Source organism: Tepidimonas taiwanensis, assembly GCF_020162115.1.
Lineage (GTDB): Bacteria > Pseudomonadota > Gammaproteobacteria > Burkholderiales > Burkholderiaceae_C > Tepidimonas > Tepidimonas taiwanensis.
Genome location: NZ_CP083911.1, coordinates 1,514,271 through 1,529,101, shown reverse-complemented (window position 1 = coordinate 1,529,101; position 14,831 = coordinate 1,514,271). Strand labels below are relative to the sequence as shown.

General features: G+C 69.7%; 15 protein-coding genes and 1 tRNA gene. 9 read left to right on the top strand and 7 right to left on the bottom strand.

What is annotated here, in order from left to right:
• Nucleotides 1–60 precede the first annotated feature (60 nt).
• Together mog and yjgA are read right to left on the bottom strand one after the other, a co-directional pair.
• Nucleotides 61–657, bottom strand: a complete 597-nt coding sequence (gene mog, locus LCC91_RS07050) for a molybdopterin adenylyltransferase (RefSeq protein ID WP_058616162.1) — start codon at nt 655–657, stop codon at nt 61–63.
• A gap of 36 nt (nt 658–693) precedes the next feature.
• The gene (gene yjgA / locus LCC91_RS07045) at nt 694–1,338 is read right to left on the bottom strand and encodes a ribosome biogenesis factor YjgA (RefSeq protein ID WP_058616163.1); all 645 of its coding nucleotides are present in this window, start codon (nt 1,336–1,338) and stop codon (nt 694–696) included.
• A 22-nt stretch (nt 1,339–1,360) separates the two neighbouring features.
• Here yjgA and pmbA point away from each other — a divergent pair, with 22 nt between their 5' ends.
• From pmbA to LCC91_RS07010, 7 genes are all read left to right on the top strand, one after another.
• Entirely contained in the window at nt 1,361–2,785 is a 1,425-nt protein-coding gene (gene pmbA / locus LCC91_RS07040) for a metalloprotease PmbA (RefSeq protein ID WP_143897422.1), read from the top strand.
• 55 nt (nt 2,786–2,840) lie between these two features.
• Entirely contained in the window at nt 2,841–3,704 is an 864-nt protein-coding gene (locus LCC91_RS07035) for a PhnD/SsuA/transferrin family substrate-binding protein (protein WP_143897421.1), read from the top strand.
• A complete protein-coding gene (locus tag LCC91_RS07030; protein ID WP_143897420.1) occupies nt 3,701–6,511 on the top strand; it encodes a bifunctional diguanylate cyclase/phosphodiesterase in 2,811 nt (936 codons plus the stop codon). Before LCC91_RS07035 ends, LCC91_RS07030 begins: the two co-directional genes overlap by 4 nt.
• A gap of 233 nt (nt 6,512–6,744) precedes the next feature.
• Nucleotides 6,745–7,791, top strand: coding sequence for a permease (locus LCC91_RS07025; RefSeq protein ID WP_143897419.1), 1,047 nt, complete (start codon nt 6,745–6,747; stop codon nt 7,789–7,791).
• 23 nt (nt 7,792–7,814) lie between these two features.
• Entirely contained in the window at nt 7,815–8,771 is a 957-nt protein-coding gene (locus LCC91_RS07020) for an MBL fold metallo-hydrolase (RefSeq protein WP_224440879.1), read from the top strand.
• A 6-nt stretch (nt 8,772–8,777) separates the two neighbouring features.
• On the top strand, nt 8,778–9,014 hold the full coding sequence (locus tag LCC91_RS07015) for a thioredoxin family protein (RefSeq protein WP_143897418.1): 237 nt from the start codon (nt 8,778–8,780) through the stop codon (nt 9,012–9,014).
• Nucleotides 9,015–9,058: 44 nt separating this feature from the next.
• A complete protein-coding gene (locus tag LCC91_RS07010; protein ID WP_143897417.1) occupies nt 9,059–10,030 on the top strand; it encodes a cation diffusion facilitator family transporter in 972 nt (323 codons plus the stop codon).
• A gap of 14 nt (nt 10,031–10,044) precedes the next feature.
• On the opposite strand, the gene LCC91_RS07005 is transcribed toward LCC91_RS07010, so the two are convergent.
• From LCC91_RS07005 to aroE, 5 genes are all read right to left on the bottom strand, one after another.
• A tRNA-Pro gene (locus LCC91_RS07005) sits at nt 10,045–10,121 on the bottom strand.
• Nucleotides 10,122–10,131: 10 nt separating this feature from the next.
• Nucleotides 10,132–10,605 (bottom strand): MerR family transcriptional regulator, encoded by a 474-nt coding sequence (locus LCC91_RS07000; protein WP_052231532.1) that lies wholly within the window; start codon nt 10,603–10,605, stop codon nt 10,132–10,134.
• Between the two features lie 42 nt (nt 10,606–10,647).
• The gene (locus LCC91_RS06995; protein WP_043700601.1) at nt 10,648–11,349 is read right to left on the bottom strand and encodes a glutathione S-transferase family protein; all 702 of its coding nucleotides are present in this window, start codon (nt 11,347–11,349) and stop codon (nt 10,648–10,650) included.
• A gap of 20 nt (nt 11,350–11,369) precedes the next feature.
• Complete coding sequence (tal, locus tag LCC91_RS06990) at nt 11,370–12,329, bottom strand: transaldolase (RefSeq protein ID WP_058616167.1); 960 nt, start codon at nt 12,327–12,329, stop codon at nt 11,370–11,372.
• Nucleotides 12,330–12,344: 15 nt separating this feature from the next.
• The gene (gene aroE / locus LCC91_RS06985) at nt 12,345–13,178 is read right to left on the bottom strand and encodes a shikimate dehydrogenase (RefSeq protein WP_143897416.1); all 834 of its coding nucleotides are present in this window, start codon (nt 13,176–13,178) and stop codon (nt 12,345–12,347) included.
• A gap of 143 nt (nt 13,179–13,321) precedes the next feature.
• Here aroE and LCC91_RS06980 point away from each other — a divergent pair, with 143 nt between their 5' ends.
• A complete protein-coding gene (locus LCC91_RS06980; RefSeq protein ID WP_058616169.1) occupies nt 13,322–14,164 on the top strand; it encodes a DODA-type extradiol aromatic ring-opening family dioxygenase in 843 nt (280 codons plus the stop codon).
• 6 nt (nt 14,165–14,170) lie between these two features.
• Nucleotides 14,171–14,803 carry a trimeric intracellular cation channel family protein gene (locus tag LCC91_RS06975; protein WP_058616170.1) on the top strand — a complete coding sequence of 211 codons (633 nt, stop codon included), beginning with the start codon at nt 14,171–14,173 and terminating at the stop codon, nt 14,801–14,803.
• The last annotated feature ends 28 nt before the right edge of the window (nt 14,804–14,831 follow it).

Genomic DNA, 14,831 nt, shown 5'->3' with positions numbered 1-14,831 from the left:
ACGTCGGCTGGATCGTTGACCAGAGCCCGACCGAAACACGCACCGCCGCTGCCTGGCGGTTCAGTCGCGTGGCGGGCGGATCGCCGACTTCGGCCGAAAGGCCGCGCACACCGCCGGATCCGTCTCCAGATACGGCCCGCCGATGAGGTCGATGCAGTAGGGCACCGCCGCGAAAATCCCGTGCACCACCGGCTTGCCGTCGGCGTCGCGCACGCCCTCGAGTGTCTCCGCGATCGATTTGGGCTGCCCCGGCAGGTTGATGATCAGGCTCTTGCCGCGGATGACCGCGACCTGCCGTGACAGGATGGCAGTGGGCACGAAGTGCAGGCTGATCTGCCGCATCTGCTCGCCAAAGCCCGGCATTTCCTTGTCCGCAACGGCGAGCGTTGCCTCGGGCGTGACGTCGCGCGGGGCGGGGCCAGTGCCACCGGTGGTCAGCACCAGTGAGCAGCCGGCCTGGTCGGTGAGCTCGATCAGCGTCTGGCTGATGCGCTCGCGCTCGTCCGGGATCAGCCGTTCGACGAAGGTGATTGGGTTTTTCAGCGCGCGGGAGAGCCACTCGCGCAGCGCGGGCAGGCCTTTGTCCTCGTACACGCCGGTGCTGGCGCGGTCGCTGATGGAGACGATGCCGATCGTGACGGGGTCGTGGGTGCTCATCGGGGTGGGGTCTGCGTCGTGGGGAATTGGGTCGGGTCAGGTCGCCGGGGCGTGCGCGTCAAGCGCGGCGCGCACGAGTTGAAACAGCTCACGGTACGCCCGGCCGTGCTGGGGTGTCTGGCCCGCATGGTTTCCCGTTTCCGCGGTCGGCGCCGCGGCGGCGCTGGCCGCATCCTTGCGCGCCTGGCGGATCAGGGCGCGCAGCCGCTGCCAGTCGGCCTGGGGGTCGATGGCACGCCAGTCGTCGAGCGCCGCGTCGTCGGCGATGAGTCGCTCGCGCCAGCGCTCGGCCTCGTGCAGCCGCTGCGTCTCGGCGGCGCTCCCCTGGTGCTGCTCGGCCACGGCCGCCTCGATCGCCGCGACCTGGGCCTCGTCGAGCCGCCGCATCAGCTTGCCGATGTATTGCAGCTGGCGCCGCCGGCCCTCGAAGTCATCGATGCGCTTGGCCTCGGCCACCGCTTCCAGCAGCACGTCCGGCAGCGCCAGGCGCTGCAGCAACGCGGCCTTGAGGGTCAGGAGCTGCTCGCCCACCGCCTGCAGGTGGGCGCTGCGCTTTTTCAGGTCGGTCTTGCTGAACTCCGCGTCCCACTTGGCGGCGCGCTTGAGTTCGGCGTCCTCCTCGCTGCCGTAGGCGACGAAGTGACCGCGGACGAAGTACCCTTTCGGTGGCTTGCGTGGCATGGCCGCTATCATAGCCAGCGACATGAAACGCACCACCCGCTCCGCGCCCGCGCGCTCCCGCACCGGCGACCCCGCCGCCGCGGGCTTTCAGTTCACGCAGACCCAGTTCCAGTCGTTGGCCGATCTGGCCCTCACGCACGCGCGCCAGCTCGGCGTGGCCGACGCAGCGGTCGAGGTCTCGGAGGGCAGTGGCCTGAGCGTCTCGGTGCGACGGGGGGCGTTGGAGAACGTCGAGCGCAACCGCGACAAGTCGCTCGGCGTCACCGTCTATCTGGGACAGCGGCGTGGCAACGCGTCGACCTCGGATTTTTCGCCGGAGGCGATCCGGCGCACCGTACAGGCCGCCTATGACATCGCGCGCTACACCGCCGAGGACCCGGCTGCCGGCCTGCCGGACGAGATCGACATCGCCAACGACTACCCCGACCTCGAGCTGTTTCACCCGTGGCCGATCACGGCGGAGCAGGCCGTGGAGCTTGCGCTGCGCTGCGAGGCCGCGGCGTTCGCGGTCAGCCCGCGCATCACCAACAGCGAGGGCGCGTCGGTGTCGGCGCAGCAGTCGCACTTCTGGGCCGAGCACATGCGCGGCGGCGAGCGTGGGCGGCAGGGTATTTTTGCGGGCGGCTATGCGAGTTCGCGCCACAGCCTGTCGGTGTCGCCCATCGCCGGCAAGGGCGACGGGATGCAGCGCGACTACTGGTACACGTCGATGCGCAACCCCGCGGAGCTGGCCAGCCCCGAGGCGGTGGGCCGCTACGCCGCCGAGCGGGCGCTGGCGCGCCTGAAGCCCCGCAAGATTGCCACCACCGAGTGTCCGGTGCTGTTCGAAGCGCCGCTGGCGGCCGGGTTGCTCGGTGCGTTCGTGCAGGCGGTCAGTGGCGGCGCGCTGTACCGGCGCACCACGTTTTTGCCCGACAGCCTTGGGCGGCAGGTGTTTGCGCCGCACATCGACATCGACGAAGACCCCCACCTCATTGGCGCCAAGGGCAGCGCCCCCTTCGACGACGAGGGCGTGCGCACGCGCGCCCGCCCGGTGGTCGGCGCGGGCTGCGTGAAGGGCTATTTCCTGAGCACGTATTCGGCGCGCAAGCTGGGGCTGCGCACGACCGGCAACGCCGGCGGGTCGCACAACCTGCGCATGAAGAGCCGCCTCACGCAGCCCGGTGATGACCTGCCGGCGATGCTGCGCAAGCTCGGGCGCGGTTTGTTCGTCACCGAGCTGATGGGGCAGGGCGTCAACCCGGTCACCGGCGACTACTCGCGCGGCGCGGCCGGTTTCTGGGTCGAGGACGGCGTCATCGCCTATCCGGTGCAGGAGATCACCATCGCCGGCAACCTCAAGGACATGTTCCGCGGGATTGTGGCGATCGGGGCGGATGTCTACAATCTCGGGGCCAAATACGTCGGCTCCGTGCTGATCGACCGCATGACGGTCGCGGGGGCGTGACGCGGCGGCCCCGACGGCAGCCGGGGGATCGAACCCAGCAGAGAGGGGAACGGGCGTGGACCACAGACAACCCGATTGGCCGCAGCGGACGCGGCGCCAGGCGCTCGCGATGCTGGTGGCGGGCGCGGGGCTGCTGGGCGCGGGCCGCGGCCGGGCGCAGGAGCGGGTCGCGACCCTCGGCATCGTGCCGTACCTGCCGGCGCAGCGGCTGGTGACGCTGTACGCCCCGCTGCAACCGGTGTTGCAGGCCGCGCTGGACATGCGCGTGGAGCTGGCCAGCGCGCGCGACTACCGCGCGCACGTCCAGCGCCTGCGCGACGGGGCCTACGACGTCGTCGCCGACTCGCTGTTCATCGCGCGCCTGGCGCAGCGGGAGCTCGGGCACGTGCCGGTGGCGCGCACCCAGGTGCCGCTGGAGCCGCTGCTGGTGGTGGCCGAAGACAGCGCGGTCGCGGACGTGGCGCAGCTGCGCGGGCGCGCCATCGCGGTGACGGACCGGTTGGCGGCGCTGACCGTGCTGGGCACGCGGGGCCTGCGCGAGCGGGGGCTGCTGGTCGACGTGGACTACACCCTCGTCGTCAGCGGCTCGCACGCCAACTCGCTGCACCGGGTGCTGGTCGGCGACGCGGCCGCGGCCATCGTGTCGGTGACCACGCTCGCGCAGGTGGACCCGTCGCTCGCCAGCCGGGTGCGCGTGCTCGTGCCGCTGCCCAAGGGGCTGTCGGCGGTGGTGTACCACGCCGCGCCCCGCTGGCGCTCGCGCGCGGCGGCGCTCTCACAGGCGCTGGTCACGTTCGCTGCGACCCCGCCCGGACGGGCGTTCGTGCGTTCGCTGGGTCACGGTGGGCTGCTGCCGGTGCGTGAGGAGGAGTTGCGCGACCTCGACCCGTTCGTGCTCGAGTACTACCGCCTGTCATGAAATCTTCCCACGCAAGGGCCGGCTGGTGGCCGGGCAAATGGCGAACGGCGCTGATGCGGCGCATCGACGCGTGGCCGTTCCGGGTGCAGATCGGGTGGCTCACCGCGGTCATCGCCGGTGTCGTGGTGCTGCTCGCGCTGGGGCTGGGCTGGTGGGCGCTGTCTTTGGGGGCGCAACGCCTGCTGGCGGCACAGGAGCGGCTGCTGCGGCCCATCGTCGAGGCAGCACTGCTGACCCCGATGATCGAGCGCGACCAGGCCACGGTGGCGGAAGTCGTGCGCGAACTGGTGCGCGGCGAGTCGATCGACCGCGTGGTCGTGCTGGGCCACGACGGCCGGGTGTGGCAAGAAGTGGCTGCCCCGGCGTCGCCGCCATTGCCTTGGAGCAGCGAGTTGCGCATTCCGCTCACGCAAGGGAGCCTGTATTTCGGCGAGGTGCGGGTGCGCCTCAACGCCGCGGCGCTGGCCGACGCGGCCGGCTACCTCGTCGCCAGTGCCCTTGCTGTGCTGGGCATCGGCGTCGGGGTGGCGGTGTGGCTGCTGCTTGGCTGGGGGCGGCACGTCGGTGCGCGGCTGGCGCGGCTCGAGCAGGCGGCGCAAGGGTTGGCGCGGGGCGATTTTTCCCGGCGCGCCGGCGGTGACGATCTGGGCTGCGACGAGATCGGGCAGCTCGGACGGGTGTTCGACGACATGGCAGCGCGCATCGGGCGCACCGTCGATCAACTCGTCGTCAGCGAGAGCCGCGTCAGCGCGATTCTGCAGTCGATCGGGGATGGGTTGGTGGCCACCGACGCGGCGATGCGGGTGACCTACCTGAACCCGATCGCGCAGGCGCTCACCGGCTGGACGGAGGCGGAGGCGTTGGGGCGTCCAGTCAGCGAGATCATGCGCATCGCCAACGCGCTCACCGGGCAGCCGGTGGACCTGCCGATCGCGCGTGTGCTCGAAACGGGGCACATCGTCGGGCTGGCCAACCACACCGAGCTGATCGCGCGCGATGGGACACGCCGCCACATTTCGGACAGTGCCGCGCCGATTCGCGACGCCAGTGGCGCGCTGGTGGGGGTGGTGATGGTGTTTCACGATGTGTCGGAGGCCTACCGCCTGCGCACGTCGCTGGAAGACAATCGCACGCGGCTCGCGCTGGCGCTGGAGGCATCGGGCTTTGGCCTGTGGGACCTGCAGCTGACCGACGACAGCATGCTGCTGGATAAACGGGCGCGCGAGCTGCTGAACGTGGACGCGTCCCGCACGGCAATTTCGCGCGGTGAATGGGTGGAGCGGATGCACCCGGAGGACCGCATGGCGGCGCAGCGGCGCTTCAGCGCCCACCTCGCGGGCGAGGTGCCAACCTACGAAGCCGAGTTTCGCGTTGCCGACGGCCGTGGTGGCTGGCGTTGGCTGGGCTCGCGCGGTCGGGTGACGGAGCGCCTGGCGGACGGCTCGCCGCGGCGCGTCACCGGGACGCTGGCCGACGTCTCCGATCGCAAGGCCGCGCAGGCGCAGATACAGTACTTGGCGTTCTATGATGTGCTGACCGGGCTACCAAACCGGCGGTTGTTGCAGGACCGCCTGCACCAGGCCGAGGCGCTGGCGCGGCGCGTGGGTGAACGCGGCGCGCTGATCTTCATCGATCTAGACCGTTTCAAGAACGTCAACGATTCGCGCGGGCATGCCGTCGGTGACCAGCTGTTGCAGCAGGTGGCGGCGCGGCTGGGCAGTCGCCTGCGCGCGGCGGACACGCTCGCGCGGCTGGGCGGGGACGAGTTCGTGGCCATCGTCACCGAACTGCCGCCGGCGCTGCCCGTGGCCGGCAAGCACGCGCACGAGGTGGGCGAATCGCTGCGGCAGGCGCTGCATGCGCCGTTCGACATCGGCGGGGTGTCGTATCACATAACGGCCAGTGTCGGCATCGCGCTGTTTCCGGACGGTAATCGCAGTGCGGATGAGTTGCTGAGTTCGGCCGACGCGGCGATGTATGCGGCCAAACAGCAGGGACGTGATCGCGTGTGCTTTTTCGATCCCGCGATGCAGCAGGCGGCCACGGAGCGCTTGCAGCTCGAGAACGATCTGCACGATGCGCTGACCCGCGGCGAGCTGGAGCTGTACCTGCAGCCGCAGGTGGACGCCCAGGGGCGCACCGTCGCGGCCGAGGCGCTGATGCGCTGGCGGCATCCAACGAAGGGGCTGGTCAACCCCGGTGCCTTCATCCCGCTGGCGGAGGAAACGGGGCTCATCGTCGCGATGGGCGATTGGATGCTGCAGCGCGCGTGCGCGATGCTGCGCCGGCTGGACGACGCCGGGCTGCCGATCGAAATCAGTGTCAACGTCAGTGCCCGCCAGTTGCGGGAAGCCGACTTCGTTGCGCGGCTGCAGCGCATCCTCGGCGAAGAGGGTGTGTTCGCCTCTCGACTGACCCTGGAGATCACCGAGAGCATGCTGCTGACCGACGCCGACCAGGTGGTCGCGCGCCTGTACGCGTTGCATCGCACCGGCGTCAAGCTCTCGATCGACGATTTTGGGACCGGCTACTCGTCGATGACGTACCTGAAACAATTGCCGCTGCACGAGATCAAGATCGACCGTGCCTTCGTCGACGGGTTGCCGGACGACGCCAACGACAGCACGATCACCCGCGCGATCCTCGGGCTGGCGCGGGACTTCGGCCTGCAGGTGGTGGCCGAGGGCGTGGAAACCGATGCCCAGGCCGAGCGCTTGCGCGCGCTGGGTTGTCCACGCATGCAGGGCTACCTGTTCGGTCGGCCGCAGCCGGCCGAGCACTACCTGCGGCAGTGGCTCGGGCACTGAACCGCACGGACGCGACCGACAGCCACCGACAGTCCGACCCGCCCGGTCGACGCGCCCGGTTGCGCCATCCCGGGCGCTGCCGACAAAGCACCGGGCAGCCCGCGCGGGCGTTCCTGCGGTCCCGCGGTGGGGGCGCGCGGCGGAGGCCCGCGGTGGGGGCGATTCGACCGGCCCGAGGGATGGCATTGTTCACGGATTGTGTATACCATGAGGAGTATAAGCAAAGGTCGAGCATGTCCGTTTTGCCCCAAACCCTGAACCAATGGCCCCGGCGGCAGCCCGTCGGGTTTCTTCTCCTGGCGGCCGTTGCCTGGTGGGGGCTGTACCAGTCGCTCGTCCCGGCGTCCGAGGCGCTCGTCGCTGCGCTGCCGGTGGCGCGCGACAGCCATCTGGGCAGCGCCCTGCAGTTCTTCTTTTACGACACGCCCAAGGTGCTGTTGCTGCTCACCGGCGTCGTGTTCGTGATGGGCATGGTCAACAGCTACTTCACGCCGGAGCGCACGCGGGCGCTGTTGGCGGGGCGTTCGCAAGGCCTGGCCAACGTGCTGGCCGCGCTGCTCGGCATCGTCACGCCGTTTTGCTCGTGCTCGGCGGTGCCGCTGTTCATCGGCTTCGTGCAGGCGGGCGTGCCGCTCGGGGTGACGTTTTCGTTCCTGATCGCCGCGCCCATGGTCAACGAAGTGGCGCTGGCGCTGCTGTTCGGCCTCTTTGGCTGGAAGATCGCGGCGCTGTACCTGGGGCTGGGGCTGACGGTGGCGATCGTGGCCGGTTGGGTGATCGGGCGGCTGAAGATGGAAGCCCACCTGGAGGACTGGGTGCGCGACATCCCGAAAGTGTCGGCCGCCTACGAGGCGCAGCGCCTGACGCTGGCCGATCGCATCCAAGCCGGGCTGGCGTCGGTGCGTGAAATCGTCGGCAAAGTGTGGCCCTATATCCTGGCGGGGATCGCCATCGGTGCCGGTATCCACGGCTGGGTGCCGCAGGACTTCATGGCCGCGATCATGGGCAAGGACGCGTGGTGGTCGGTGCCGCTGGCGGTGGTGATCGGCGTGCCGATGTACACCAACGCGGCGGGCGTCATTCCCATCGTGCAGGCGCTGCTGGCCAAGGGCGCGGCGCTGGGCACGGTGCTGGCGTTCATGATGAGCGTGATTGCGCTGTCGCTGCCGGAGATGGTGATCCTGCGCAAGGTGCTCAAGATGCGCTTGATTGCCACGTTCGTCGCCGTGGTGGCCAGCGGTATTCTGGCGGTGGGGTTTGTTTTCAACGCGGTGCTGTGAGGCGCAACGATACCGGAGTGGGTATGGACGGATGGATGATCTCGACGGCGCGCCGCGCGCGGGCCGTGCGGTGGCTGGTGGCGGCGGCGCTGGCGTGGGTGGCCGCGCAGGCGTGGGCGCTGACGGTGCGGTTCGAGCCCGTCGCGCCGGGGGTGTACGCCTACATCGGCGATCTGGAGGGGCGCACCTACGAGAACGAGGCGCTCAACGCCAACATCGGGCTCGTCGTCACGCCGGCAGGTGCGCTGTTGATCGATTCGGGGGCCACGTTCCAGAGCGCGCGCCAGATCGCGGAGGCGGCGCGGCGCGTGACACCGCAGCCGATCCAGTGGGTTTTCAACACCGGCGGGCAGGACCACCGCTGGCTGGGCAATGGCTACTTTGCGGCGCAAGGCGCGGAGATCATCGCCCACGCCAACGCCCGTGCCGACATGATCGCGCGCGGGCCGCAGCACCTGCAGGCCCTGGCCCCGGTGCTCAAGGACAAGCTTGCGGGCACCGAACCCGTGCTGCCGACGCGCTGGCTCACCGATCCGGACACGACGCTCGATTTGGGCGGCGTGCGCGTGCAGGTCATCCACCGCGGCGGCGGCCACACGCCGGGCGACAGTATGGTTTGGCTGCCCGACGCGGGTGTGGTTTTCACTGGGGACGTGGTCTATGTCGACCGTATCCTCGGGCTGCACCCCATCAGCCGCACCAAAACGTGGCTGCAGTCGTTCGAGGCGCTGGAGGCGCTGCAACCGCGTGTCGTCGTGCCGGGGCACGGGCGTGTGACCGACTTGGCCCAGGCGCAGCGCGACACGGGGGCGTTGCTGCGGGCGCTGCGCGCGCACATGGCCAAGGCGGTGGAGGCGGGCGTCGATTTGAGCGAGGCGGTGCGTACGTTCGACGCGACACCGTTTCGGCATCTCAAGCACGTGGAGGTGTGGCTGCCGCAACTGGCCAACCGCACATATCTGGAACTGGAACAGGAGTAAGACACGATGGACATCAAGGTACTCGGCACCGGTTGTGCCAATTGCCGCAACACGATCGCCCTGATCGAGCAGGTGGCGCAGGCCAAGGGCGTGTCCGTGACCGTAGGCAAGGTCGAGAACCTGCAGGACATCATGCGCTACGGCATCATGAGCACGCCGGGCGTGGTGATCGACGGCAAGGTCGTGCACGCGGGCGGCGTGCCCAGCCGCGAGAAGGTCGAGCAGTGGTTCGCGGCCGCGTGACGGCGGCGTGACCGGGATGCACCGACGCTGGCGGCGGATCGGTCATGGGTGAGCACGCGCACCATCATCACCACGACGCCCCGGCGGGGTTCGACCGGGCGTTCGCGATCGGGATTGCGCTCAACGTCGGCTTCGTGCTGATCGAGGCGTTTTACGGTTGGCGGATCGGATCGCTTGCGCTGCTGGCGGATGCCGGCCACAACCTCAGCGACGTCGCCGGCCTGGTGCTGGCGTGGGCGGGGGCCCTGGCGGGTCGGGTGGCGCCCAACGCGCGCCACACCTACGGCTGGCGGCGCGCCACTATCCTCGCGGCGTTCGGCAACGCCGTGCTGCTGCTGGTGGCCATCGGCGCACTGCTGTGGGAGGCGGTGGAGCGCCTGCTGAGCGGCGTGGCGATGCCCGCGGAGCAGGGCGTGACCATCATGGTCGTCGCGGGCATCGGCATCGTCGTCAATACCGCGACGGCGCTGCTGATCCTGCGTGGGCAGCAGGAAGACCTCAACATCCGCGGCGCGTTCTGGCACATGGCCGCGGACGCGCTGGTGTCGGCGGGGGTCGTCGTCGCCGGCCTGCTGACCTGGTGGCTGGGCTGGATCTGGCTGGACCCGGTGGTCAGCGTCATCATCGCCGTCGTGATCCTCGTCGGCACGTGGGGGCTGCTGCGGCAGTCCGTGCACCTGTTGTTCGACGGGGTGCCGCCGCACATCGACCCGCAGGCGGTGCACGCCTGCTTGCGCAGCCTGCCCGGGGTGGCGCGCGTGCACGACCCGCACATCTGGGCGACGGGCACGTCACAGGTCGTGCTGACGGCCCACCTCGTGATGCCCGATGGCCCGCCGGACGACGCCTTCCTGCAATCGGCGACGGAGGCGCTGCACGATCGCTTCGACATCACCCACGTCACGCTGCAGGCCGTGCGCGAGCCGTTTACGCCCGCTTGCGGCCGGTGGCTCGACGAGCCGGTCGTGCCGGTCAGAAAAGGAAAAGAAAAAGGGCTTACGCGATCGCTCACGTAAGCCCTTGATTTTATTGGTCGGCGTGGCGGGATTCGAACTCGCGACCCCTTGCACCCCATGCAAGTGCGCTACCAGGCTGCGCTACACGCCGAAGACCTCCATTATAGGGGCATTTCGGCTGCGTGTTCGCGGCTGGTAGGGATGTCGAGCAGCGCCCGGATGGCGCGCAGCTCGGCCAACAACGCGGCGCGGTCGATGCCGCGCGGGCTGTCCAGGTTTTCGATGGCGTCCACCACACGGCGGTCGTCGGGCTCGCCGACCGGATCCGCGGGGTGGGTGGCGGGGTGTGCCATGGGGCGGGCGCGCTCCTGCTGCGCGAGTTCGGCCAGCCGGTTGCGCGCGCCGTGGATCGTGAAACCCTGGTCGTAGAGCAGCTCGCGGATGCGCCGGATCATCAACACCTCGTGGTGCTGGTAGTAGCGCCGGTTGCCGCGGCGCTTGAGCGGCCGCAGTTGGGTGAACTCCTGCTCCCAATAGCGCAGCACGTGCGGTTTGACGCCGCACAGCTCGCTCACCTCGCCGATGGTGAAGTAGCGTTTTGGGGGGATGGGCGGCAGCGCGTCAGTACGGTACATGTTGGTGGGCTTGTGAAAACCCCAAAATTTACTGTATCGCCGTCAAATTTTCATGATCTCGGGCCCGCCTTTGGCCAGCGCCCGTTGGTAGGCGGGCCGCGCCCGGTATCGGGCCCGATAGGCCGACAGATGGGGGTAACGGTCGGCTGTTTGCGATCCACTCCGGGCCACCGCGGCTTCGATGGCAAAGCTCATTTGAAAGTCCGCCAATGCGAGGTGCTCCCCCGTCAACCACGGCCGGTCGCTCAAGGTCTGCTCCAGCAACTCGAGCGCCGCGTCGATGTTGGGGTCAACCAAGCGTTGCAGAACCTGCTGGCTGATCGCACGAGCCACGGGACGGGCAAAGAAGGGCATGCGCTGCCGGGGGATTTGGACGAACACAAGCTTCATGACGAGCCAGTTCATCAGCGATCCCTCGGCGAAGTGCAACCAAAAGCGGTTGGCCCGGTGCGCGGCGCTGCCCGGCGGTGGTAGGAGGCCCGCCAGGTCGCCGTCTCGTGGGGGCGGGAATGTTTCCACCAGGTATTCCAGAATGGCGGCAGACTCCGCGACCGTGATGTCACCGTGGGTGATGACAGGGGATTTGCCCAGCGGGTGCACCGCCTTGAGCTCGGGCGGGGCCAATCGCGTGCGTGGGTCTCGCGCGTAGCGCCGCAGCTCATAAGGGACACCCAACTCCTCCAGCAGCCACAGCACCCGCTGGGATCGCGAGTGTTCCAAATGGTGGACAACGACAGTCGACACGGCAGCGGTCCCTCCTGAGTTTAGTGACGCGACGCGATGAGGGCGTCCAGTCGCCGCGCATCCGCACAGAACAGCCGGATGCCTTCGGCGAGTTTTTCGGTGGCCATCGCGTCCTCGTTGAGGGCGAAGCGGAACGCGGCCTCTTCGCCCGCGCGGTAATGCACCGCCGGCAGCTCGGCCCGGGCAGCCTCCGCCGGGTCGAGGCGGCGCGGAACGTCGCCCTCGGTGGTCGCGAGTTGCGCGAGCAACTCCGGGCTGATGGTGAGCAGATCGCAGCCCGCGAGCGCCCGGATTTGCCCCACGTTGCGAAAGCTCGCCCCCATGACCTCGGTGGGGATGCCAAAGCGCTTGTAGTGGTGCCAGATGCGGGTGACCGACTGCACGCCCGGGTCGTTCGGGCCGGCCATCGCGGCCTCGTCCCACTGCGCGCCGGCGCGCGCCTTGTGCCAGTCGTAGATGCGCCCGACGAAGGGTGAGATGAGCCGTACGCCCGCGTCGGCACAGGCCACGGCTTGGCAGAAGGCAAAGAGCAGCGTCAGGTTGGTGTGGATGCCCTCACGCTCCAGCGCCTCGGCGGCGCGGATGCCTTCCCACGTGGCGGCGATTTTGATGAGCACCCGCTCGCGGGGGACTCCCTCTGCCTCGTAAAGGGCGATGAGGCGGCGCGCTCGGGCGATCGTCGCGGCGGCGTCGAAGCTCAGGCGCGCGTCCACCTCGGTCGACACGCGCCCGGGCACGACACGCAGGATCTCGGTGCCGAAGCGCACCAGCAGGCGGTCCACGACCTCGTCCAGCGGCCGTCCCCGGTGTTGGACGAGCACGGCATCGAGCAGCGGCGCGTACGCGGGCTTGAGCACGGACTTCAGGATCAGCGACGGGTTGGTCGTCGCGTCGCGCGGCTGGTACTGCGCGATCTGCAGGAAATCGCCGGTGTCGGCGACGACGGTGGTGTGCTGCTTGAGGGCGTCGAGCTGGTTCATGATGCAAGGGAACGATCAGGCGAGCGGCACGCGCAGCCGCTCGATCACGGGGAGGGTGGTGGGACGCACGCCACGCCACCAGGCGAAGGTCTCGGCCGCCTGCTCGACCAGCATGCCGAGACCATCGGCGAGCCGACCGGCACCGGCGTCACGCGCCTGGCGCAGGAAAGGGGTCAGGCCTTTGCCGTACACCATGTCGTAGGCCAGGGTGTCGTGGCCAAACACGCCGGGCGGCAGGGGAAGGGGCTCGGCCGTCAGGCTGGCCGACGTGGCGTTGATCACGATGTCGTATGCGCCGCGCGCGGCCAGATCGTCCCATCCGCCACCGGCGAGGACGCCCGCACCAAGCCCCAGCGCGTGGAAGGCGTTGGCGAGTTCCGCGGCTTTGGCGGCGCTGCGGTTGGCGATGAACAGTTCGGTCGGGCCGGCCGCCAGTAACGGCTGCAGCGCGCCGCGCGCTGCACCGCCGGCCCCCAGCATCAGCACCCGTTTTCCGGCGATGGGATGCCGCAGGTTGGTCACGATGTCGCGCACGAGGCCGACGCCATCGAAATTGTCCGCGCGGCAGTGCGTGCCGTCGAACGCCAGGGCATTGGCCGCGCCTGCGATGCGCGCACGCTCGCTGACCTCGGTGGCGTAGGCGCAGGCCTCCAGCTTGAAGGGCACGGTGACGTTGACGCCGCGCCCCCCGGCGGCGCGAAATGTGTTCACCGTCGCCGCGAAGCCGTCCAGCGGGGCCTCGATCGCGGTGTATTCGAGCGCCTGGCCCGTGGCGGCGGCGAACAGGGCGTGGATCAGGGGGGACTTGCTGTGGCCGATGGGATGGCCGATCACGGCGTAACGGTCCATGGCCGGATTGTCGCCGATGGCGAGCGGGTGCGCCGGCCGTTGCCGACGCCTGTGGTTCGGTGGCCGCCAACGACGGCGTCGCCGAACGGTGTCATCAAAGCGATTGAGCGAAAAGGGGCCCCTTCGTTGCTACGATGCAAACGATGATGCCGACCGCCCCGACCGTCGTTCCCCCCGTGTCCCCATTGCCCGCGTTGTTCGTCTCGCACGGCTCCCCGATGATGGCGCTGGCGTCGGGGGCGGCCGGGGCTGCGTTGCAGGCCTACGGGCGGACGCTGGCGGCGCGTGAGGACCTGCGCGCCGTGGTGGTCATGTCGCCGCACTGGATGGATGACGTGGCCGCGGTCGGCAGCCACCCGCAGCCGCCGACGTGGCACGACTTCGGCGGGTTCCCGCCCGCGCTGTACCGCCTGCAGTACCCAGCCCCCGGCGATCCGGCGCTGGCGCACGCGATCGTCGCGCGGCTGCGCGCGGCGGGCGTGGCGGCGGCGGAAGACCCGCAGCGCCCGCGCGACCACGGGGTGTGGTCGCCGTTGCGCTTTCTGCTGCCCCAGGCGCGCTGGCCGGTGGTGCAGGTCGCCTTGCCGCTTCACGCCGACCCGGCGGCGGTGTATGCGATCGGCGCTGCCCTGGCCGATCTGCGCGATTCGGGTGTGCTGCTGATCGGCTCTGGCAGCCTCACGCACAACCTCGGCGCGTTCTTCGGCGGACGACCGGCCATCGACGATCCGGCGGCGCCCTACGTCGAGGCCTTTGCGGCGTGGGTCTGGGACGCGTTGCAGGCGCAGAATCTGGCGGCCCTGCTGGATTACCGGCGACGGGCCCCCCACGCCGAGCGCGCGCATCCCACCGACGAGCACCTGCTGCCACTCTTTTTTGCGCTCGGTGCGGCGCGCTGGCCGCGGACGGACGCCGCGGCGGTGACACCGATCACGCGCGAGGTCCAGTACCGCCACCTGGCGATGGACAGTTATGCCTTCGGGTGAGGGGATATGAAGCTTTCGGCGCTTTGGATGGCCATCGAGGTGGGTGGAACGGTGGCGTTTGCGATGTCCGGCCTGATCGAGGCGATGCGCAAGCGCATGGACATCGTCGGGGTGTTTTCGGTGGCGTTCGTCAGCGCCTTTGGCGGCGGGACGGTGCGCGACGTGCTGCTGGACCGCCGGCCCCTGTTCTGGGTGGAGCACGAGGCGTACCTGTGGCTGGTGCTGGCGATGGTGCTGACGGCACCGTGGTGGCTGCAGGTGGCGCTGCGGGAGACGGGGGCGCGCCTGATGACGGTGGCGGATGCGCTCGGGCTCGGCTTGTTTGCGATTTCGGGGGCCAGCATCGCGGTCGCGGCGGGTATGTCGCCGCTGGTGAGCGTGCTGATGGGCACGACGACGGCGGTCGTGGGCGGCGTGGCGCGCGACGTGCTGTGCAACGAGGTGCCGCAGATTTACCGCGATCACCGCCCGTACGCGCTGTGCGCGGTGGCGGGCGGTGCGGTGTTTCTCGCGCTGGCGGCCCACGGGGTCGCGGGCGAGTGGGCGAGCGCCGGCGGCGTCGCCGTCGCGACGGGGACGCGGTTGCTCGCCGTCGCGTTCGACTGGCAGCTGCCCGGGTGGGGGATCCGCCGCTCCTGAAGGGCGCGCATACGCCGTCGGCGGGCGT

Coding starts and splice junctions, on each gene's coding strand:
- LCC91_RS07025 (WP_143897419.1), top strand. CDS start 6,745: ATGTCCGTTTTGCCCCAAACCCTGAACCAATGGCCCCGGCGGCAGCCC.
- pmbA (WP_143897422.1), top strand. CDS start 1,361: ATGAAACGCACCACCCGCTCCGCGCCCGCGCGCTCCCGCACCGGCGAC.
- yjgA (WP_058616163.1), bottom strand. CDS start 1,338: ATGCCACGCAAGCCACCGAAAGGGTACTTCGTCCGCGGTCACTTCGTC.
- mog (WP_058616162.1), bottom strand. CDS start 657: ATGAGCACCCACGACCCCGTCACGATCGGCATCGTCTCCATCAGCGAC.
- LCC91_RS07010 (WP_143897417.1), top strand. CDS start 9,059: ATGGGTGAGCACGCGCACCATCATCACCACGACGCCCCGGCGGGGTTC.
- LCC91_RS07000 (WP_052231532.1), bottom strand. CDS start 10,605: ATGTACCGTACTGACGCGCTGCCGCCCATCCCCCCAAAACGCTACTTC.
- LCC91_RS06980 (WP_058616169.1), top strand. CDS start 13,322: ATGATGCCGACCGCCCCGACCGTCGTTCCCCCCGTGTCCCCATTGCCC.
- aroE (WP_143897416.1), bottom strand. CDS start 13,178: ATGGACCGTTACGCCGTGATCGGCCATCCCATCGGCCACAGCAAGTCC.
- LCC91_RS07020 (WP_224440879.1), top strand. CDS start 7,815: ATGGACGGATGGATGATCTCGACGGCGCGCCGCGCGCGGGCCGTGCGG.
- LCC91_RS07015 (WP_143897418.1), top strand. CDS start 8,778: ATGGACATCAAGGTACTCGGCACCGGTTGTGCCAATTGCCGCAACACG.
- tal (WP_058616167.1), bottom strand. CDS start 12,329: ATGAACCAGCTCGACGCCCTCAAGCAGCACACCACCGTCGTCGCCGAC.
- LCC91_RS06975 (WP_058616170.1), top strand. CDS start 14,171: ATGAAGCTTTCGGCGCTTTGGATGGCCATCGAGGTGGGTGGAACGGTG.
- LCC91_RS07030 (WP_143897420.1), top strand. CDS start 3,701: ATGAAATCTTCCCACGCAAGGGCCGGCTGGTGGCCGGGCAAATGGCGA.